This is a genomic window from Agrococcus sp. ProA11 (assembly GCF_039880525.1).
In the GTDB taxonomy this organism is placed as follows: Bacteria; Actinomycetota; Actinomycetes; order Actinomycetales; family Microbacteriaceae; genus Agrococcus; species Agrococcus chionoecetis.
Map to the genome: position 1 here is coordinate 1333940 of NZ_CP156989.1, position 19909 is coordinate 1353848.

Sequence of the window (19909 nt, forward strand, 5' to 3'; positions counted from 1 at the left end):
TTCGGGTGCGGCCCGCTTTCCGTCTGTGCGGCCGGCGCGGCGGCGCGGCGACCCGAGGGCCGGGCGCGTCAGGCGCGTCGCTCGGTCGCGGGCCGCAGGTCGGCGTTCCGCTGCTTCCTCGCGCTCCGGAGGAGCGACCACGCCAGCAGCCCGAGCAGCGCGAGGCCCAGCAGCACCAGCAGTGGCGCGACGATCGCGAGCAGCGACATGCCGACCGCGCCGACATCCTCGATCGACGACAGGATCGGCGCCGCGACGCCGGCGGTGGCGACGTTCGCGGTGGGGCGCACCGCCGTCTTGCCCAGGTGCACAGCGAGCGCGATCACGGCGCCCACCGCGATCGGCACCCACTGATTGGATGAGAAGAAGGCGGCCGGGTCGGTGACCGCGACCGTGGAGGCGGTGGACGACGAGCCGAACACCAGGCCACCGGCCGTGGGCCGCACGATCGACTGCACCGCGTCGTTCAGGCTGTCGACCGCGGGAAGCTTGTCGGCCACGACCTCCACCACCAGCAGCGCCGCGATGATGCCGAGCACCCACCAGTTCGAGATCCACGCCCAGCCCTCCGGGAGCGCGAGCGCCTCGGGGAAGAAGCGGTTCGCGAGCCCGACGATCAGCAGCGGGATGTAGGCGTTCATGCCCGCGGCTGCGGCGAGGCCCGCGCCGGTCAGGAACTCCAGCATGGTGACTCCGATCCGGCGGCGATCGATCCCGCTCACCGTGATCGTAACCGCGGCGGGGCGGACGCGCGTGAGAGCACCGCGCGCACGGTACGGTCGACGTATGATCCCGGCCGTCACCCCGGGACGTACCGGATCGGTGCGGCCCGATCGCACGCGCGAACGGGCGACCGCAGTCAACCAGCTGCTGCTGGCCGCCGCCTGTCTCGCCGCGAGCGGTCTCATCGTGGTGCTCGACGATGTCCACGACGGGCAGACGCTGTTCTTCGGCGTGCTGGTGATCTTCGCGCTCACCGTGGCTGCGCTCATCGTGCCGTGGAACCGGCTCCACCCCCGCTGGGTCGGGCTGGTGCCGATCGGCGACCTGGTGGCGATCTTCTTCCTGCAGGTCGGCCAGCCGGCCGCGCAGCTGTGGGTGTTGTGGATGGTGCCCGCGACCTGGCTGGCGACGATCGGCGGCTGGAAGGGCCTGGTGGTCGGTGCCGCCGGGTCCAGCTCGCTGTACTGGATCGTGACGCTGCTGCACGGCGGCTTCACCACCGCCGTGCAGATCGTGCTCGGCCCGCTCGCGCTGAGCATGGCCGCGGTCGTCGCGTTCGTGGCGGCGCGCCGAGCGGCCGCGCAGCGGGCGCTGCTCGACGAGCAGGCGGAGTATCTCGACCACGCCGTCGAGCGTGCCCGCCGCCAGGAGGATGCGGTGAGCGAGCTGCTCGACGCGGTCGACTTCGGCGTCGTGCGCATCGGCGCCGACGGCGCGATCTCGATCGAGAACGACGCCCACGCGCGACTGACCGTGGGCGGCGTGGAGGGCGAGCTGTTCGCGGCCGACGGGGAGACGGCCATCCGCGCGAGCGATGTGCCGCTGGCGCGGGCTCGTCGAGGCGAGACCTTCGACAACGCGCTGCACTGGCAGGGAATGCCCGACGAGGGGCGGCGCGCGCTGGAATCGACCGCACGTCGCCTGCTGGATGTCGAGGGCGTCGATGTCGGTGCGATCCTGGTCACGAGGGACGTGACCGCCGAGCGCATGGCGGAGTCGATGCGCGACGAGCTCGTGGCCTCGGTCTCGCATGAGCTGCGGACCCCGCTCACCAGCGTGCTCGGCCATCTCGACCTCGCGCTCGAGGACGCCGAGGTGGCAGCGCAGACGCGCCGCAGCCTCGAGATCGCGGAGCGCAACGCCTCCCGGCTGCTGGTGATCATCGGCGACGTGCTGGCAGCCACAGCCGACGGTCCCGGTCGGTTCGACGTGCGACCGGTGGAGGAGGACCTTGCCAGGGTGGTCTTCGCGTCGATCGAGTCGCTGGAGCCGAAGGCGGAGAGCCGCGGCATCCGCATCGACAGCTCGGGGGTCGAGTCCGCGCTCGCCGTGATCGATCCCAACCGCATCCGACAGGTGGTCGACAACCTGGTCGGCAACGCGGTCAACTACCACTCCGGGGACGGCCTCATCGAGGTCGGCGTCACGAGCGACGACCGGCACGCATGGCTCGTGGTGCGCGACGACGGGCCCGGCATCGCCGCCGACGCGCTGCCGCGGCTCTTCGAGCGTCGCTTCCGCGGTGCCGCCGCGCAGACGATGCGGCCGCAGGGCAACGGCCTCGGCCTGACCATCAGCCGCGATCTGGTTCGTGCGCACGGCGGAGAGATCAGCGTGCAGAGCGAGCCGGGATCCGGCGCAACCTTCGTCGTGCGGCTGCCGCTGCGCAGAGCGGGAACCACCTCATGAGCCTGGATCCGGACACCGTCAAGCTCATCACGGCGCTCGTCGCGCACGTCGCGGGCGGCATCTTCGTGCTCGAGACCATGCTGCGCAAGGACGACCGCGCGGGCCGGGTGTGGGCGCTCGGCTTCATCGGCGGCATGATCGCCACCGAGGCATACCTCCTCGATGCCGTGACGGATGCCGGCTGGTGGCCGATCGCGCTCGGCAACGGCGCATGGGTCGCCACGCTCGGGCTGCTGTGGATCGGTGCGAGGGTCTTCAACGGCAGGCACGGCAGATGGGCTCCGATCACGGTCGCGGTCGTCGCGCTCGCCGCGTGCGCGGCGGTGCTGATCGAAGGTCCCGCGGCGCCCGGCTGGTCGGGCGCGCAGTTCATGTTCGGTGCGAACGCCGTCTTCGCAGCGCTGGGCGCGGTCGAGGCGATGCGCGGCGCGATGGGGCGCACGCGCACGGCGCTCGGTTTCGCCGGCGTGCTCGCGCTCGCGTGCGTGTTCCAGGTCGTGCGACTCATCAGCGCCGTCACCCTCGGCACCGAGCACGAGGTCTTCCGTGAATGGGTCAGCAGCGGCATCGCCGGCGTCGCCACCATCTGCCTCGTGATCGTGGTGGTGGTGACCGCATCGGTGCTGCGCGCCGAGCAGGTGCGGCTCCGCGGCACCGAGGACTCATCGCTCATGGCGATCGCGCCCGACGGTGTGCTGCTGGAGCCGTCGTTCGTGCGTGTGCTGGGCGGGCGCCTGATGCGCGCGAATCGGCGGGCGGAGCTGTTCGCCGTGCTCGTCATCCGCATCGACGCGCTCACGCGCATCGCGACGGCGTTCGGAGTCGACGAGGCTGACCATGTGCGCCAGGCGGCGCGCGCCGCGGCTCGGCGCCTGTCGCCCACGACCGCGGCGCTCGGCACCGACGACCACGGCACCCTCATGCTGGCGTTCCAGCCGACGTCACCCGCCGACGCGCGGCAGCTCGCGGCGCGCATGCACCGCGCGATGCTGGATCAGCTCGCCACCGCGGGCGTGCCGGTGCTGCCGCCGATCGGCATGGGCGTGAGCCTCACCAACGTCAGCGGCTACGACCGCGACACGCTGCTGGACGCGGCGCGCCATGCGGCGAAGCGGGCGATCGCAAGCGACGACGTGACGGTGGTGGTCGCAGGGGAGGAGGACGACGGCGTGGAGCCGACGCCCGGAGATCGGACGGGCGACCAGCCCCGGGATCAGGCGGTGCGGCGGTAGCCGACGCCGCGCACCGTCTCGATCCAGCGGGGCTCGGAGGGCGACTCGCCCAGCTTGCGCCGCAGGTTGGCGACGTGCACCTCGATCGCCCGCGCGTCGTGCTCGCTCAGGTAGTGATCCGGCTCGCCTCGCTCGCCGCGGAGCATGCCCGCGAGCTGCATCTTGCTCACGACGCGTCGGCCGGAGCTCAGCAGCATCCGGAGGATGTCGAACTCGCTGCGCGTGAGCTCGATCTCATCGCCCTCGAGCTCCACCACGCGAGCCCCGGACTCGAGCCGCAGTCCGCGGTGCTCGAGCAGCTCGTCTTCCAGCTCGGCCTCTGTCGACGGGCCCGAGTGCTCGAGCTCGACGGTGGTCGTGCGGTGCGCCGCCGGCATCTCATCCATGCTCGACGTGGGCATCGGGGGAGACGGATGGGTCGACGCCATCATGCGCGGTCGTCGCATCATCGCTTCGATGCGGGCGCGCAGCTCACGGGGGCGGAACGGCTTCACGATGTAGTCGTCGGCGCCGGTCTGCAGTCCCACGAGCGTGTCGATCTCGTCGCCGCGCGCGGTGATCATGACGATGTAGGCGGTGCTGATCGCGCGCACCTGGCGCGCGGTCTCGAAGCCGTCGATGCCGGGCATGTTCACATCGATCGTGACCACGATCGGATCGTGCTCGCGCACCAGCTCGACGCCCGCGGCGCCGTCGGGCGCGGTGAAGACCTCGAAGCCACCCTGCACCAGCACCTGTGCGAGCAGCTCGCGGATGTCTTCGCCGTCCTCGATCACGACTGCGACGTCCTCGTTCATGAGGCCTCCTTGCACATCTGCACCTTCGGCGTCGGTGCCGTTGGGCCGATGCTATCGTGCCGGCGCTGACAACCGCGCAAGGCCGGATGCGCAGCGCGCACGGACGCGGGATCGGCCGTGCGAGACTCGATCCATGCCTCTCATCGCGCTCACCGGCGGGATCGCCTCCGGCAAGTCGACGATCGCTCGCAGGTTGCAGGAGCACGGCGCGATCGTCGTTGATGCCGATGCGCTCGTGCGCGAGCTGCAGCAGCCGGGCACGCCCGTGCTCGCCGCCATCGCGGAGGAGTTCGGCAGCCACCTGGTGCTGTCGGACGGCTCGCTCGACCGGGCAGCGCTGGGTGCCGTGATCTTCAACGACCACGACGCGCGGCAGCGGCTCAACGGCATCGTGCACCCGGCGGTCGGCGAGGAGTCGGCGCGGAGGTTCGCCGCGGCGTTCGCGGACGACCCGTCGGCGGTCGTGGTCTACGACGTGCCGCTGCTGGTGGAAGCGCGATCGGAGGACCCCTGGGATCTCGTGGTGGTCGCGCACGCACCTGCAGAGACGCGCATCCGACGCCTGGTCGAGCTGCGGGGGCTGGACGAGGCGGATGCCCGTGCGCGGGTCGCATCGCAGGCCAGCGATGCGCGGCGGCTGGCGATCGCCGACGTCGTGATCGACACCGACACCGAGCTGGCCGAGACGCTCGGGCAGGTCGACGCGCTGTGGCGGCGGCTCTCAGAGGATCGAGTGGGTGGCCACTCGTAGGCTGGGGGCATGGAACCGACCCGTGCCGTGCGGCCGTTCGAGGTCATCAGCGAGTACACGCCCTCCGGTGATCAGCCCAAGGCGATCCGAGAGCTGACCGACGCGCTGAATCGCGGCGAGACCGATGTGGTGCTGCTGGGCGCCACGGGCACCGGCAAGAGCGCGACCACCGCCTGGTTGGTCGAGCAGGTGCAGCGACCCACGCTGGTGCTCGCGCACAACAAGACGCTGGCGGCGCAGCTGGCGAACGAGTTCCGTGAGCTGCTGCCGAACAACGCGGTCGAGTACTTCGTCTCCTACTACGACTACTACCAGCCAGAGGCGTACGTGCCGCAGACCGACACCTTCATCGAGAAGGACTCGTCGCTGAACGCGGAGGTCGAGCGGCTGCGCCACTCGGCGACGAACTCGCTGCTGTCCCGGCGCGACGTCATCGTGGTGTCCACGGTGTCCTGCATCTACGGCCTGGGCACGCCGGAGGAGTACCTCGAGGCCATGGTCGCCCTGCAGGTCGGCATGCGCATCGACCGGCAGGCGCTGCTGCGCCGCTTCGTGTCGATGCAGTACCAGCGCAACGACATCGCCTTCACGCGCGGCACCTTCCGCGTGCGCGGCGACACGATCGAGATCATCCCGATGTACGAGGAGCACGCGATCCGCATCGAGCTCTTCGGCGATGAGGTCGAGGCGATCTCCACGCTGCATCCGCTCACCGGCGAGGTGCTGCAGACCCACCAGTCGATGTCGATCTTCCCCGGCAGCCACTACGTGGCCGGCAGCGATCGCATGCACAAGGCCATGGAGCGCATCCGCGACGAGCTCGACGTGCGACTCAAGGAGCTCGAGCGCGAGAGCAAGCTGCTCGAGGCCCAGCGCCTGCGCATGCGCACGACCTTCGACCTCGAGATGATGGAGCAGATCGGCTTCTGCTCCGGCATCGAGAACTACTCGCGCCACATCGACGGCCGCGCCCCCGGCGAGGCACCGCACTGCCTGCTCGACTACTTCGCCGACGACTTCCTGGTGGTGATCGACGAGTCGCACGTCACCGTGCCGCAGATCGGCGCGATGTACGAGGGCGACTCCAGTCGCAAGCGCACGCTCGTCGAGCACGGCTTCCGGCTGCCCAGCGCGCTCGACAACCGGCCGCTGAAGTTCCCGGAGTTCCTGGAGCGCACCCCGCAGAAGGTCTATCTCTCGGCCACGCCCGGCAAGTACGAGATGGGCCTCGCCGACACGGTGGTCGAGCAGATCATCCGCCCCACGGGGCTCGTCGACCCGCAGCTGGTCGTCAAGCCGACGAAGGGCCAGATCGATGACCTGCTCGAGCAGATCCGCGTGCGGGCCGAGCGCGACGAGCGGGTGCTCGTGACCACGCTGACGAAGAAGATGGCGGAGGAGCTCACGGAGTACTTCACCGAAGCCGGCGTGCGGGTCCGCTACCTGCACTCCGACGTCGACACGCTGCGCCGGGTCGAGCTGCTCACCCAGCTGCGCCAGGGTGTCTTCGACGTCCTCGTGGGCATCAACCTGCTGCGCGAGGGCCTCGACCTGCCGGAGGTGTCGCTGGTCTCGATCCTGGATGCCGACAAGGAGGGCTTCCTGCGTTCGTCGACGTCGCTCATCCAGACCATCGGGCGCGCCGCTCGCAACGTCTCCGGCGAGGTCCACATGTACGCCGACCGGATCACCGACTCCATGCGGCTCGCGATCGACGAGACCGACCGCCGTCGCGCCGTGCAGGTCGCGTACAACCTCGAGCACGGCATCGACCCGACGCCGCTGCGGCGTCGCATCGCCGACATCACCGAGGTGCTCGCGCGCGAGCAAGCCGACACGGCGGAGCTGCTCGAAGGCTCCAGGCGCGGTGCGCCGACGCCGCGGCTCGCGCACGATCGCTCCGATCTGGATGGGCCGGGCCAACTCGAGTCGATCATCGCCGACCTCTCGGCGCAGATGACCGAGGCGGCCGCCGAGCTGAAGTTCGAGCTCGCGGCACGCATCCGCGACGAGCTGCACGACTTGAAGCGCGACCTGCGACAGATGCGCGAGGCGAGCTAAGGACCGTGGCTTCCGGGGATGGCGCATGAGCACGATCGACCTCAACTCCGATCTGGGCGAGAACGAGCCCGACCGCATCGTCGGGGACGACGAGGCGATGCTCCGCATCGTCACGAGCGCGAACGTCTCCGCGGGCTTCCACGCCGGCAGCCCGGAGGGCATCGCCGCGACGCTGCGCGCCGCCGTCGCGCGGGGCGTCGCGATCGGCGTCCACCCCGGCTACCGCGACGCCGAGAACTTCGGCCGCGTCGACGTCGACATCGACTCCGCGACCCTGCAGGCCCACGTCGAGTACCAGCTGGGCGCGGTGCAGGCGCTGGCGAGCGCGGCGGGCGGCCGCGCCGTCTACGTCAAGCCGCACGGCGCGCTCTACAACGCGATCGCGCGCGACGAGCACCGCGCCAGGGTCGTCATCGCCGCGATCCGTGCCGTCGACCCGTCGCTCGTGCTGCTGGGCCTGGCGGGCGGCGTCGTGCTCGACCTGGCCGAGCGCGCCGGGCTCGCGACCGCCGCGGAGGCCTTCGCCGACCGCGCCTACACGCCGGAGGGGCTGCTGGTGTCCCGGTCGCTCGAGGGGGCGGTGCTGCACGACCCTCGCGCGGTCGCCGCACGGATGGTGCGGCTCGCCCGCGAGGGCATCGTCGAGGCCATCGACGGCAGCGACGTCGCGGTGCGCGCCGAGTCGATCTGCGTGCACGGCGACAGCCCGGGCGCCGTCGCGATGGCCGTGGCCACGCGCGCTGCGCTGGAGGCCGCAGGGGTCACGATCGCGCCATTCGTCCCGTCTGCGCCATGACGCGCGTGCTCACCGCAGCCGACACCGCGCTGCTGCTGGAGGCGGCCGATCTCGACGAGTCGATGCGCCTGCTGCCCGCGCTCGCCGCCGCCGAGCTGCCGGGGGTCACGGAGCTGGTGCCCGCCGCCCGCACGATCCTGGTGCGCTTCGATCCGCGTCGGATCGCGGCCGCGACGCTCGCCGAGCGCCTGCTGGCGATCGAGCCGACCGCCGGGCGCGCCGTCGGCGCCGACACCGTCACGATCCCCGTCCGGTACGACGGCGACGACCTCGCGGAGGTCGCGCAGCTGCTCGGCGCCTCGCCGGACGAGATCGTCGCGCGGCATCTGGCCGCCACGTGGACGGTCGCCTTCACCGGCTTCGCCCCGGGCTTCGGCTACCTGGCCGGTGACGATGCCCGCCTCGACGTGCCGCGCCGCTCGACGCCGCGCACCCGCATCCCGGCGGGCTCCGTCGCACTCGCCGGGCGCTTCTCGGGCGTCTACCCGCGGGAGAGCCCGGGCGGCTGGCAGCTGATCGGTCGGACGGATGCCGCGATGTGGGATCTGGATCGCGACCCGCCGGCGCTCCTGCAGCCGGGCAGCACGGTGCGCTTCGAGCGCGCCGAGCGCGAGCTGGTGACCGCCGCAGCTCCCGCTCGGCCGCCGGTGGAGGCACCGCACGCCGTGGAGGTGCTGCGCTCCGGCCTGCAGCTCGTCATCCAGGACCTCGGCCGTGGCGGCATGGCCGCCCAGGGGGTCTCGACCTCCGGCACCGCCGACCGCGGATCGCTCCGCGAGGCCAACCGCGCCGTCGGCAACGCGCCGGGAGAGGCCGGCCTGGAGCTCGCGGGCGGCGGCGCGATCCTGCGGTTCCGCGGCGACGCCGTGGTGGCGCTCTCGGGCGCGCTCGCCGACGCCTCGGTGCACCCGCTCGGCGCGGCGCCGGCGCACGCGGTCGAGCACGGCAGCGCGATGGCGATCGAGGACGGGGACGAGCTCCGCATCGGAGCGCCCCGCGACGGGCTGCGCGTGCTGCTCGCGATCCGCGGAGGGATCGCGGTCGAGCCCGTGCTCGGGAGCCGCGCGACCGACACCCTCGCGCACCTGGGGCCCGCGACGCTCGGCGCGGGCGACGTGCTGCCGCTGCACGGTCCCGGTCGCGCCGCGGCTGCCGTCGCGCCCACGCGCGCGCCCCGCATCCCGCTGCCGGTGGCAGGTGAGACGGTCGCGCTCTCGATCGTGCTCGGCCCACGTCAGGACTGGTTCACCGCGGCGGCCGTCGCGACGCTGCTGGAGCAGGAGTGGGAGGTCACGCCCCGCTCCGACCGCGTGGGCGTGCGCCTGCACGGCCAGCGGCCGCTCGAGCGCGACCGGCACGGCGAGCTCGAGAGCGAGGGCGCGGTCACCGGCGCCATCCAGGTGCCGCCCGACGGGCAGCCCGTGCTCTTCCTGCCCGACCATCCGCTCACCGGCGGCTATCCCGTGATCGGCGCCGTCGTCGACCGCGATGTCGACCGCGCCGGGCAGCTCCCGCCCGGTGCCCGGATCCGCTTCCACCTCGCCGCGCCGCACGCCGGCGCCGCTCGCACCTAGACCGGAGGACCCCGTGCAGAAGATCCTGATCGCCAATCGCGGCGAGATCGCTGTCCGCATCGCGCGGGCGTCCGCCGAAGCGGGCTACCGCTCCGTCGCGGTCTACGCCGACCAGGACGCCGACGCCATGCACGTGCGGCACGCCGACGAGGCGTTCGCGCTCGGCGGCACCGCCGCGGCCGACACGTACCTCAGCATCGCAGCGCTGCTCGCGGCGGCGACCGACTCGGGCGCGGACGCCGTGCATCCCGGCTACGGCTTCCTCTCGGAGAGCGCCGAGTTCGCGCGCGCCGTCGAGGCGGAGGGGCTCACCTGGATCGGTCCGAGCCCCGAGACGATCGAGTCGCTCGGCGACAAGGTCACCGCCCGCGCGATCGCGCTGCGGACCGGCGCACCGCTCGCGCCCGGCACCGATCAGCCGCTCGCGGATGCCGATGAGGCGATCGCGTTCGCGCGCGAGCACGGCCTGCCGGTGGTCGTGAAGGCCGCGTTCGGCGGCGGCGGTCGCGGCCTGAAGGTCGCGGGAGCGATCGAGGAGGTCGCGGATGCGTTCGACGCAGCCACGCGTGAAGCGGTGGCGGCGTTCGGGCGAGGAGCGTGCTTCATCGAGCGCTACCTCGAGCACCCGAGGCACGTGGAGGTGCAGGTGCTCGGCGACGGCAGGGGAGCGGTGGTGGTCGTCGGCGACCGCGACTGCTCCCTGCAGCGACGGAGCCAGAAGCTCATGGAGGAGGCACCCGCGCCAGGGCTCACCGACGAGCAGCGCGCTCGCATCCATGCGGCGGCGCGCGACATCTGCGCGGCGGTGGACTACCGCGGCGCCGGCACGGTCGAGTTCCTGCTGGGCCGCGACGGCACGATCTCGTTCCTCGAGGTCAACACGCGCCTCCAGGTCGAGCACCCGGTCACCGAGGCGGTCACGAGCGTCGACCTGGTGCGAGAGCAGTTCAGGATCGCCGAGGGGCTCGGTCCCTCGTTCAGCGAGACACCGCCGGCCGTCGGGCACGCGATCGAGCTGCGGCTCAACGCCGAGGACCCGGGCCGCGGCTTCCTGCCGAGCCCCGGCCGCATCGAGCGCCTGCGCGTGCCCGCCGGCCCCGGCATCCGCTGGGATGCCGGGGTCGAGGCGGGCGACACCGTCGAAGCCGCGTTCGACTCGCTCGCGGCCAAGCTGATCGTGCACGCCGATGATCGCGACGTCGCGCTCACCCGCATGCGCAGGGCATTGGGTGAGCTCGAGGTCACGGGCATCGCGACGGTCGCGCCCTTTGCGGTCGCGGTGCTCGACGAGCCCGACTTCGCCACCGCGACGTTCTCGGTCTCCACGCAGTGGATCGAGGCGACCCTCATGCCGCGGCTCGAGCCGCAGCGGCGAGCGCCGCGGCCCGCCGCCGAGGAGCTGCGTCGCGTGCCCATCGAGATCGACGGCCGTCGCGTCGTGCTCGGACTGCCGCCAGCCCTGCTCGCGTCCCTCGCCGGGGCGGCACCGCGGCCGGGCGACGCCAGTGCCGGTGCCGCCAGCGAGGCCGACGCGTCCGGCGCGAGCGATATCGGTGCGGTCGTCGCACCCGTTCCCGGCACCGTCGTGCGGTGGATCGTCGACGACGGGGGAGCCGTCGAGGAAGGCACGGCGGTCGCGGTGCTGGACGCCATGAAGATGGAGACCACGGTGCTCGCGCCCGGTGCCGGCACGCTCCGGCAGCTCGTCCAGGTGGGGAGCAGCGTCGCGCTGGATGCGGCGATCGCGCGCGTCGAGCCGTGACCCGATGGTCGGCGCGGGTCTGCCGCGCGCGAACAGCCAGTGTTCGTGTCAGTGGCCGCTCCTAGAATGACTGGGTGACATCCACCACCCCGAACACCCCCGAGCTGCACGTGCGCGGCGCGCGCGAGCACAACCTGAAGGACATCGATCTGCGCATCCCGCGAGACGCGCTGGTCGTCTTCACGGGGCTGTCGGGATCCGGCAAGTCCTCGCTCGCCTTCGACACCATCTTCGCCGAGGGGCAGCGGCGCTACGTCGAGTCGCTCTCTGCCTATGCGCGACAGTTCCTCGGCCAGGTCGACCGTCCCGACGTCGACTTCATCGAGGGCCTGAGCCCTGCCGTCTCGATCGACCAGAAGTCGACCAACCGCAACCCGCGCTCGACCGTCGGCACGATCACCGAGGTGTTCGACTACATGCGCCTGCTCTGGGCGCGCATCGGGGTGCCGCACTGCGCGATCTGCGGCGAGCGGATCCAGCGGCAGACCGTGCAGCAGATCGCAGACCAGCTGATGGAGCTGCCCGAGCGCACGCGCTTCCAGATCCTCGCACCCGTCGTGCAGCAGAAGAAGGGCGAGTTCGCCGACCTGATCCGCAACCTGGTCGCCACCGGGTACGCGCGCGCCATCATCGACGGCGAGGTCGTGCAGCTGGCGGAGGCGCCCGCGCTCAAGAAGCAGAACAAGCACGACATCTCCGTCGTGGTCGACCGGCTGGTGGCCGACCCCGGCGGGCTCGGCCGGCTCACCGACTCGCTCGAGACCGCGCTGCGGCTCGCCGACGGCCTGGTCACGATCGACTACGTGGACGTCGAGGCCGACGATCCCGAGCGACGCCGCACCTTCAGCGAGAAGCTCTCCTGCCCGAACCGTCACCCGGTCACGCTCACCGAGATCGAGCCACGCACGTTCTCGTTCAACGCGCCCTTCGGCGCATGCCCCGAGTGCACTGGCATCGGCACCAGGATGGCGGCCGACGCCGACCTCGTGATCGCCGACGAGGCGCTCTCGATCCGGGAGGGCGCGATCCTGCCGTGGACGCAGACCGGCAAGGGCCTCTACACCTACTTCGAGCGGCTGCTGCGCGGCCTCGCGACCGAGCTGGACTTCTCGCTCGACACTCCGTGGGGCGAGCTCAGCGCCGACGTGCGCAAGGTGGTGCTGCACGGCACCGACGGCAACGTCATGGTGCAGTGGCGCAACCGCTTCGGTCGGCAGCTGAAGTACGCCTCCGGCTACGAGGGCGTCATGCCCTACATCCAGCGCAAGCACGCCGAGGCCGACAGCGAGTGGGTGCGCTCCAAGCACGGCGAGTACCTGCGCGAGGTGCCGTGCCCGGAGTGCGGCGGCGCGCGCCTGAAGCCCGAGGTGCTGGCGGTGACGGTGCACGGCACCTCCATCGCCCGCGTGGCCGACATGAGCCTCGACGACGCGCACCGCTTCATGCACGAGCTCGATCTCGATCAGCGCGAGGCCACCATCGCCGCCGCGGTGCTGCGCGAGATCCGCGCCCGCCTCGACTTCCTCATCCGCGTCGGCCTCGGTTATCTCTCGCTGTCGCGCGCGGCCGCCTCGCTCTCCGGCGGCGAGGCGCAGCGCATCCGCCTCGCGACCCAGATCGGCGCGGGCCTCACAGGCGTGCTGTACGTGCTCGACGAGCCCTCGATCGGGCTGCACCAGCGCGACAACCGGCGACTGATCTCGACCCTCGAGGCGCTGCGCGACCTGGGCAACACGCTCATCGTCGTCGAGCACGACGAGGACACCATCCGCACGGCCGACTGGATCGTCGACATCGGCCCCGGCGCCGGTGAGCACGGCGGCGAGGTGGTGCACTCCGGCAGCTACGAGGACCTGCTCGAGAACGAGCGCTCGCTCACCGGCGCCTACCTCTCCGGGCGCGAGTCGATCCCGGTGCCCGCCGAACGGCGCCCGATCGATCCTGCCCGCATGCTGCGCATCGAGGGCGCGCGGGCGAACAACCTGCAGCGCGTCGACGTCGACATCCCGCTCGGCGTCTTCGTGGCCGTGACCGGCGTCTCCGGCTCCGGCAAGTCGACGCTCGTCAACGACATCCTCCACAAGGTGCTCGCGAACGCGCTGAACGGCGCGCGGCAGGTGCCGGCGAAGCACACCCGCATCACCGGCCTCGAGCACCTCGACAAGGTCGTGCACGTGGATCAGGGCCCGATCGGGCGCACGCCGCGCTCGAACCCCGCGACCTACACCGGGGTGTTCGACAAGATCCGCAACCTGTTCGCCGAGACGGCGGAGGCGAAGGCGCGCGGCTACCTGGCCGGCCGCTTCTCCTTCAACGTCAAGGGCGGGCGCTGCGAGGCGTGCCAGGGCGACGGCACCCTGAAGATCGAGATGAACTTCCTGCCCGACGTGTACGTGGAGTGCGAGGTCTGCCACGGCAAGCGCTACAACCGCGACACCCTGTCGGTGCACTACAAGGGCAAGTCCATCGCCGACGTGCTCGAGATGCCGATCGAGGAGGCAGCCGACTTCTTTGAGCCCATCTCCTCGATCCACCGCTACCTGAAGACGCTCGTGGACGTCGGGCTGGGCTACGTGCGGCTGGGGCAGTCGGCGACCACGCTCTCCGGCGGTGAGGCGCAGCGCGTCAAGCTCGCGACCGAGCTGCAGCGGCGCACATCCGGCCGCGCCATCTACGTGCTCGACGAGCCGACCACCGGGCTGCACTTCGATGACGTGCGGAAGCTCCTGGAGGTGCTCGACGGGCTGGTGCAGAAGGGCAACACCGTGCTCACCATCGAGCACGCGCTCGACGTGATCAAGAGCGCCGACTGGATCATCGACCTCGGGCCCGAGGGCGGCTCCGGCGGCGGCATGGTCGTCGCGACCGGAACGCCGGAAGCGGTCGCCGAGGTGCCGGAGAGCTACACGGGCGGCTTCCTGAAGGAGATCCTCGGCGCGGGCGTGCGATGACCGCAGGCGGTCCCTCGCGCACGGTGCCGTACAAGCCGGCAGCCGGCACGATCCCCACGGCGCCGGGCGTCTACCGCTTCCGCGACGAGCACGAGCGCGTGCTCTACGTCGGCAAGGCCAAGAACCTGCGGCAGCGGCTGGCGAACTACTTCCAGCCGCTCGAGACGCTGCACGAGCGCACCCGGCGGATGGTGCTGACGGCGGTGCGCGTCGAGTGGACGATCGTGGCGAGCGAGTTCGAGGCGCTGCAGCTCGAGTTCACCTGGATCAAGGAGTACGAGCCGCCGTTCAACGTGCAGTTCCGGGACGACAAGTCGTATCCGTACCTGGCGGTCACGATGGGCGAGGACGTGCCGCGGGCGCTCATCACGCGCAACCGCTCCATGCGTGGCGCGCGCTACTTCGGCCCGTACACGAAGGTCTGGGCGATCCGCGAGACGCTCGATCTGCTGCTGAAGGCCTTCCCGATGCGCTCCTGCAGCCAGTCGGTCTACGACCGCGCCGAACGCACGGGCCGACCCTGCCTGCTGGGCGACATCGGCAAGTGCTCCGCGCCCTGCGTCGGCCGCGTCACGCACGAGGAGCACCGCGCCACCGCTCGCGAGCTCGTGGCGTTCATGAACGGCGGCGATCAGGAGTTCGTCGACCGGGTCCGAGAGGAGATGCAGCGAGCGAGCGCCCGGCTGGAGTTCGAGCGCGCCGCACGGCTGCGCGACCAGCTGTCGGCGCTCGAGACCGTGCTCGAGCGCACGAGCGTCGTGCTCTCCGACCGGGTCGACGCCGATGTCTTCGGGCTGGTGCACGACGAGCTGAGCGCCGCCGTGCACCTCTTCGCCGTGCGCGGCGGGCGCATCCGCGGCACCAAGTCCTGGGTCGTCGACACCGAGATCGACCTGACGGACAGCGAGCTCGTGACGCAGATCATGCGCATCGCCTACGACGGCGGAGACCCGCCGGCGCGCCAGGTGCTGCTGCCGAAGCTGCCGGACGCCCCGGCGGAGGTCGAGGCCTGGCTGAGCGACCGCCGCGCGGACCATGGGCTGGCCGGCCGCGTCGCGGTGCGTGTGGCGCAGCGCGGCGAGAAGCGGAAGCTCGCCGACTCGGCGACCATCAACGCCGCGCACGCGCTGCAGGTGGCGCGCACCAAGCGCACGAGCGACTACGTCACCCGCACGCAGGCGCTCGCCGACCTGCAGGAGGCGCTCGGCATGGGTGAGGCGCCGCTGCGCATCGAGTGCTTCGACGTCTCGCACCTCGGCGGCACGGGTGTGGTCGCGTCGATGGTGGTCTTCGAGGATGGTCTGCCCCGCAAGGATCAGTACCGCAAGTTCGCGATCGCGCAGACCACCGATGACACCGACTCGATCTACCAGATCATGCGTCGGCGGGCGAAGTACATCGTGGACGGGGATCCGGAGGACACCGGCACGCGCTTCGCGTACACCCCGCAGCTGCTGCTCGTCGACGGTGGCCGCCCGCAGGTGCAGGCGGCGAAGCGCGCCCTCGACGACGCCGGTGTGCGCGGCGTCGCGCTCGCCGGCATCGCCAAGCGGCTCGAGGAGCTGTGGCTGCCGGACGACGAGTACCCGGTGATCCTGCCGCGCACCAGCGAGGCGCTCTACCTCGTGCAGCGGCTGCGCGACGAGGCCCACCGCGTGGCGATCAGCTACCAGCGGCAGAAGCGCTCCAGCGCCATCGAGACCGAGCTGAGCGGCATCCCGGGCCTCGGGCCCAACCGCGTGCGGGCGCTCCTGAAGCACTTCGGCTCCGCGAAGCGCGTGCGTGCGGCATCGCCGGAGCAGCTGCAGGAGGTGGCGGGCGTGGGGGCGTCGCTCGCGGGCGCCATCGCGCGGGCGCTCAGCGCGGATACGATGGGGGGAGCCGCCGACCGACAGGAACCGCACGCGTGAACGCCAGAGAGATCGTCATCATCACCGGCATGTCCGGTGCTGGTCGCACCACGGTCGCGAACGCACTCGAGGATCTCGGGTGGTTCGTGGTCGACAACCTGCCGCCCACCATGCTGCGTGCGCTCGTGCGGACCGCCGCCACGGATGCCTCCACCGAGTCCAGGCTCGCCATCGTCGTCGACGTGCGCGGCGGCGTGCTGTTCGACGACGCCAAGCGCTTCGTCGAGATGCTGCGCGCCGAGCACAGCGTGCGCGTGGTCTTCCTGGAGGCGAGCGATGCCGAGCTCGTGCGTCGCTACGAGGCGGTGCGCCGGCCGCACCCGCTGCAGGGCGACGGCACGATCCTCGACGGCATCCGCATGGAGCGCACCAGGCTCGAGCCGCTGCGCGGCATGGCCAACGATCTGCTCGACACCACGGGCCTCAACCCGCACCAGCTCACCAGGCGAGTGGGGGAGCGCTTCGCGCCCGGCGGCGAGCTGGAGGTCACGCTCACCGTCATGAGCTTCGGGTTCAAGTACGGGCTGCCGGTCGACGCCGACCTGATCGCCGACCTGCGCTTCCTGCCCAACCCGTTCTGGAACGCCGACCTGCGCGCGCACAACGGCACCGACGCCGTCGTGTCGGAGTTCGTGCTGCAGCAGGAGGGGGCGATGGAGTTCGCCGACAAGTACGTCGAAGCGCTGCGGCCCGTGCTCGCGGGCTATGCGCGCGAGAACAAGCTGCACGCCGTCCTGGGAGTAGGGTGCACCGGTGGCAAGCACCGGTCGGTTGCGATGGCCGAGCACCTGGCCAAGCAGCTCTCCGGCACACCGGGACTGCGCATCGCGGTGAAGCACCGAGACCTGGGGCGCGAATGACGAGGGGAGCAGGCGTGGCATTGACCGACGACGTCAAGGAGGAGCTCGCGCGGGTTCGCGTGACGCGGCCCCAGACGAAGGCGGCCGAAGTCGCGACGCTGCTGCGGTTCGCCGGCGGGCTGCACGTGATCTCGAACCGCGTCGCGGTGGAGAGCGAGCTCGACTCCGCCGCTGCCGCGCGTCGGCTCGCCAAGAGCATCCTCGAGCTGTACGGCGTGCGGGCCGAGATCGCGAAGATCGCATCCTCGACGAACCGCACCAGCGGCGCCTACCTGGTGCGCGTGATCGCCGAGGGCGAGACGCTCGCTCGGCAGACGGGCCTGATGGACGCCCGCCGGCGCCCGGTGCGCGGTCTGCCCAACAAGGTCACCACGGGCTCGCTCGAGGACCTCGCCGGCATCTGGCGCGGTGCGTTCCTCGCCCAGGGCACGCTGTCCGACCCGGGTCGCTCCGCCGCCCTCGAGGTCGTCTGTCCCGGCAACGAGGCAGCGATGGCCCTCGTCGGCGCCGCCGGTCGCCTCGGCATCCCGGCGAAGTCCCGCGAGGTGCGCGGGGCGCACCGCGTCGTCATCCGGGAGGGCGAGCCGATCTCGCGGATGCTCACCACCATGGGCGCGCTCGAGACCGTGCAGGCGTGGGCCGAGCTGCGGCAGCGCCGCGAGGTGCGCGCCACCGCGAACCGGCTGGTGAACTTCGACGACGCGAACCTGCGCCGCAGTGCCCAGGCGGCCGTGGCCGCGTGCGCGCGGATCGAGCGCGCGCTCGAGATCCTCGGGCCGGAGGTGCCGGAGCACCTCGCCTACGCGGGCAGGCTGCGGCTCGAGCACCGCGACGCGAGCCTCGACGAGCTGGGCCACCTCGCCAGCCCCACCATGACCAAGGACGCCGTCGCCGGCCGCATCCGTCGGCTCCTGGCGATGGCCGACCGCTCCGCCCAGGACCAGGGCATCCCGAACACCGAGGCTGCCGTTCCGGAGGACATCGACGTGTGACGAAGACGTCCGGCCCCCGCCCAGGGTGCCGGTGGCTAGGATCGAGAGTGACGAATCGGCGCGTCCGACGCGCACGAGAGAGGAGAGCCTCACTATGGCCGTCTACACCCTTCCCGATCTGCCGTACGACTACGCGGCACTCGAGCCCCACATCTCCGCGAAGATCATGGAGCTGCACCACGACAAGCACCACAAGGCGTACGTCGACGGAGCGAACACGGCGCTCGAGAAGCTCGCGTCCGCGCGCGACGCCGACGACTTCGGAGCGATCAACAAGCTCGAGAAGGACCTCGCGTTCAATCTCGGCGGGCACACGAACCACACGATCTTCTGGAACAACCTCGCCGGCGACGGCGGCGGCGAGCCCGAGGGCGAGCTGCAGGCCGCGATCTCGGAGTTCTTCGGCGACTTCGCGAAGTTCCAGGCGCACTTCACCGCCAACGCCACCGGCATCCAGGGCTCCGGCTGGTCGGTGCTCGCGTGGGACTCGATCGCCTCGCGGCTGAACATCTTCCAGCTGTTCGACCAGCAGGGCAACGTCCCGGTCGGCACGCAGCCCATCCTCATGCTCGACATGTGGGAGCACGCGTTCTACCTCGACTACCTCAACGTCAAGGCCGACTACGTCAAGGCGTTCTGGAACATCGTGAACTGGCAGGACGCGCAGGCACGCTTCGACGCCGCCAAGGCGCAGACCTCCGGACTCATCGTCCGCTGACCACCCATCGTCACCATGTGACCGGGGCCCCGGGCACAGCGTCCGGGGCCCCTTCCACTCCAACAAGTCAGGAACCCATCCCATGACTCTGAAAGTAGCCATCAACGGCTTCGGTCGAATCGGCCGCAACTTCGTGCGTGCAGCGCTTGCCCAGGGCGCTGACATGGACATCGTCGCGGTCAACGACCTCACCGACAACAAGACGCTCGCGCACCTGCTGAAGTACGACTCGGTCTCCGGTCCGATCGACGCGGCCGTGTCCTCCGACGAGGGCACGATCACGGTCGGCGACGTCACGTTCCGCGCGCTCGAGGAGAAGGACCCCGCGCAGCTGCCGTGGGCCGAGCTCGAGGTCGACATCGTGATCGAGTCCACCGGTCGCTTCACCAAGGTCGAGGATGCCTCTGCGCACCTCACGGCGGGCGCGAAGAAGGTCATCCTCTCCGCACCGGCCAAGGGGCCTGCCCCAACCTTCGTGATGGGTGTGAACCACGAGACCTACGACCCGGAGACCGACCACGTCATCTCCAACGCGTCCTGCACGACGAACTGCCTCGCGCCGCTCGCGCAGGTGCTGCTCGAGAACTTCGGTCTCGAGCGCGGCCTGATGACGACGGTGCACGCCTACACCGCCGATCAGAACCTGCAGGACGGCCCGCACAGCGACCTCCGCCGTGCCCGTGCTGCGGCGCTCTCGATCATCCCCACGTCGACGGGCGCGGCGAAGGCCATCGGCCTCGTCATCCCGGAGCTGAACGGCCTGCTCGACGGCTACGCGCTGCGCGTGCCCACGCCCACCGGCTCGATCACCGACCTCACCGTGAAGACCCGCGACGGTCTCACGGTCGACGAGGTGAATGCGGCCTACAAGGCGGCCGCCGAGTCCGGGCCGCTCAAGGGCTTCCTGCAGTACACCGAGGATGAGATCGTCTCCGCCGACATCATCGGCAACCCGTACTCGTCGATCTTCGACTCCGGTCTCACGCGTGTGCTGGGCGACCAGGTCAAGGTCTCGTCCTGGTACGACAACGAGTGGGGCTACTCCTGCCGGCTCGTCGACCTGGCGGCGCACGTCGGCTCGAAGCTCTGATTC

Annotated in this window: 15 protein-coding genes; 13 read left to right on the forward strand and 2 right to left on the reverse strand. The window is 71.2% G+C overall.

Annotation, left to right across the window (positions count from 1 at the left end; translation table 11 throughout):
- Positions 1 to 68 precede the first annotated feature (68 nt).
- Positions 69 to 722, reverse strand: a complete 654-nt coding sequence (locus ABG090_RS06415) for a DUF4126 domain-containing protein (protein ID WP_347753564.1) — start codon at positions 720 to 722, stop codon at positions 69 to 71.
- 64 nt (positions 723 to 786) lie between these two features.
- Between ABG090_RS06415 and ABG090_RS06420 the strand changes: the two genes are divergently transcribed.
- Positions 787 to 2412: a HAMP domain-containing sensor histidine kinase gene (locus ABG090_RS06420; RefSeq protein WP_347753565.1), complete on the forward strand. Its 1626-nt coding sequence runs from the start codon at positions 787 to 789 to the stop codon at positions 2410 to 2412.
- Complete coding sequence (locus tag ABG090_RS06425; RefSeq protein ID WP_347753566.1) at positions 2409 to 3644, forward strand: diguanylate cyclase; 1236 nt, start codon at positions 2409 to 2411, stop codon at positions 3642 to 3644. The genes ABG090_RS06420 and ABG090_RS06425 overlap by 4 nt, the downstream gene beginning before the upstream one ends.
- On the opposite strand, the gene ABG090_RS06430 is transcribed toward ABG090_RS06425, so the two are convergent.
- Entirely contained in the window at positions 3626 to 4441 is an 816-nt protein-coding gene (locus tag ABG090_RS06430; RefSeq protein WP_347753567.1) for a response regulator transcription factor, read from the reverse strand. The two genes, ABG090_RS06425 and ABG090_RS06430, sit on opposite strands and share 19 nt — an antisense overlap.
- A 133-nt stretch (positions 4442 to 4574) precedes the next feature.
- Here ABG090_RS06430 and coaE point away from each other — a divergent pair, with 133 nt between their 5' ends.
- From coaE to gap, 11 genes are all read left to right on the forward strand, one after another.
- Positions 4575 to 5192: a dephospho-CoA kinase gene (gene coaE, locus ABG090_RS06435; protein WP_347753569.1), complete on the forward strand. Its 618-nt coding sequence runs from the start codon at positions 4575 to 4577 to the stop codon at positions 5190 to 5192.
- A gap of 9 nt (positions 5193 to 5201) precedes the next feature.
- The gene (gene uvrB / locus ABG090_RS06440; protein WP_347753570.1) at positions 5202 to 7253 is read left to right on the forward strand and encodes an excinuclease ABC subunit UvrB; all 2052 of its coding nucleotides are present in this window, start codon (positions 5202 to 5204) and stop codon (positions 7251 to 7253) included.
- 25 nt (positions 7254 to 7278) lie between these two features.
- The gene (locus tag ABG090_RS06445) at positions 7279 to 8049 is read left to right on the forward strand and encodes a 5-oxoprolinase subunit PxpA (protein ID WP_347753572.1); all 771 of its coding nucleotides are present in this window, start codon (positions 7279 to 7281) and stop codon (positions 8047 to 8049) included.
- Positions 8046 to 9623 (forward strand): urea amidolyase family protein, encoded by a 1578-nt coding sequence (locus ABG090_RS06450; RefSeq protein ID WP_347753573.1) that lies wholly within the window; start codon positions 8046 to 8048, stop codon positions 9621 to 9623. The genes ABG090_RS06445 and ABG090_RS06450 overlap by 4 nt, the downstream gene beginning before the upstream one ends.
- A gap of 13 nt (positions 9624 to 9636) precedes the next feature.
- Positions 9637 to 11385: a biotin carboxylase N-terminal domain-containing protein gene (locus tag ABG090_RS06455; protein WP_347753575.1), complete on the forward strand. Its 1749-nt coding sequence runs from the start codon at positions 9637 to 9639 to the stop codon at positions 11383 to 11385.
- A 74-nt stretch (positions 11386 to 11459) separates the two neighbouring features.
- Positions 11460 to 14336, forward strand: a complete 2877-nt coding sequence (gene uvrA, locus ABG090_RS06460) for an excinuclease ABC subunit UvrA (RefSeq protein ID WP_347753577.1) — start codon at positions 11460 to 11462, stop codon at positions 14334 to 14336.
- Positions 14333 to 16246: an excinuclease ABC subunit UvrC gene (gene uvrC, locus ABG090_RS06465; RefSeq protein ID WP_347753579.1), complete on the forward strand. Its 1914-nt coding sequence runs from the start codon at positions 14333 to 14335 to the stop codon at positions 16244 to 16246. The genes uvrA and uvrC overlap by 4 nt, the downstream gene beginning before the upstream one ends.
- Positions 16247 to 16275: 29 nt before the next feature.
- On the forward strand, positions 16276 to 17106 hold the full coding sequence (rapZ, locus tag ABG090_RS06470) for an RNase adapter RapZ (protein WP_347757531.1): 831 nt from the start codon (positions 16276 to 16278) through the stop codon (positions 17104 to 17106).
- Between the two features lie 14 nt (positions 17107 to 17120).
- Positions 17121 to 18098 carry a DNA-binding protein WhiA gene (whiA, locus tag ABG090_RS06475; RefSeq protein WP_347753580.1) on the forward strand — a complete coding sequence of 326 codons (978 nt, stop codon included), beginning with the start codon at positions 17121 to 17123 and terminating at the stop codon, positions 18096 to 18098.
- A gap of 94 nt (positions 18099 to 18192) precedes the next feature.
- Entirely contained in the window at positions 18193 to 18816 is a 624-nt protein-coding gene (locus ABG090_RS06480) for a superoxide dismutase (protein ID WP_347753581.1), read from the forward strand.
- An 82-nt stretch (positions 18817 to 18898) separates the two neighbouring features.
- Positions 18899 to 19906: a type I glyceraldehyde-3-phosphate dehydrogenase gene (gap, locus tag ABG090_RS06485; RefSeq protein ID WP_347753582.1), complete on the forward strand. Its 1008-nt coding sequence runs from the start codon at positions 18899 to 18901 to the stop codon at positions 19904 to 19906.
- The last annotated feature ends 3 nt before the right edge of the window (positions 19907 to 19909 follow it).

What these genes read in the sequence shown, in the direction of transcription:
- ABG090_RS06430 (WP_347753567.1), bottom strand. Translation starts at nt 4,441, where the DNA reads ATGAACGAGGACGTCGCAGTCGTGATCGAGGACGGCGAAGACATCCGC.
- ABG090_RS06420 (WP_347753565.1), top strand. Translation starts at nt 787, where the DNA reads ATGATCCCGGCCGTCACCCCGGGACGTACCGGATCGGTGCGGCCCGAT.
- ABG090_RS06445 (WP_347753572.1), top strand. Translation starts at nt 7,279, where the DNA reads ATGAGCACGATCGACCTCAACTCCGATCTGGGCGAGAACGAGCCCGAC.
- ABG090_RS06450 (WP_347753573.1), top strand. Translation starts at nt 8,046, where the DNA reads ATGACGCGCGTGCTCACCGCAGCCGACACCGCGCTGCTGCTGGAGGCG.
- coaE (WP_347753569.1), top strand. Translation starts at nt 4,575, where the DNA reads ATGCCTCTCATCGCGCTCACCGGCGGGATCGCCTCCGGCAAGTCGACG.
- gap (WP_347753582.1), top strand. Translation starts at nt 18,899, where the DNA reads ATGACTCTGAAAGTAGCCATCAACGGCTTCGGTCGAATCGGCCGCAAC.
- rapZ (WP_347757531.1), top strand. Translation starts at nt 16,276, where the DNA reads ATGTCCGGTGCTGGTCGCACCACGGTCGCGAACGCACTCGAGGATCTC.
- ABG090_RS06425 (WP_347753566.1), top strand. Translation starts at nt 2,409, where the DNA reads ATGAGCCTGGATCCGGACACCGTCAAGCTCATCACGGCGCTCGTCGCG.
- uvrC (WP_347753579.1), top strand. Translation starts at nt 14,333, where the DNA reads ATGACCGCAGGCGGTCCCTCGCGCACGGTGCCGTACAAGCCGGCAGCC.
- ABG090_RS06480 (WP_347753581.1), top strand. Translation starts at nt 18,193, where the DNA reads ATGGCCGTCTACACCCTTCCCGATCTGCCGTACGACTACGCGGCACTC.
- uvrB (WP_347753570.1), top strand. Translation starts at nt 5,202, where the DNA reads ATGGAACCGACCCGTGCCGTGCGGCCGTTCGAGGTCATCAGCGAGTAC.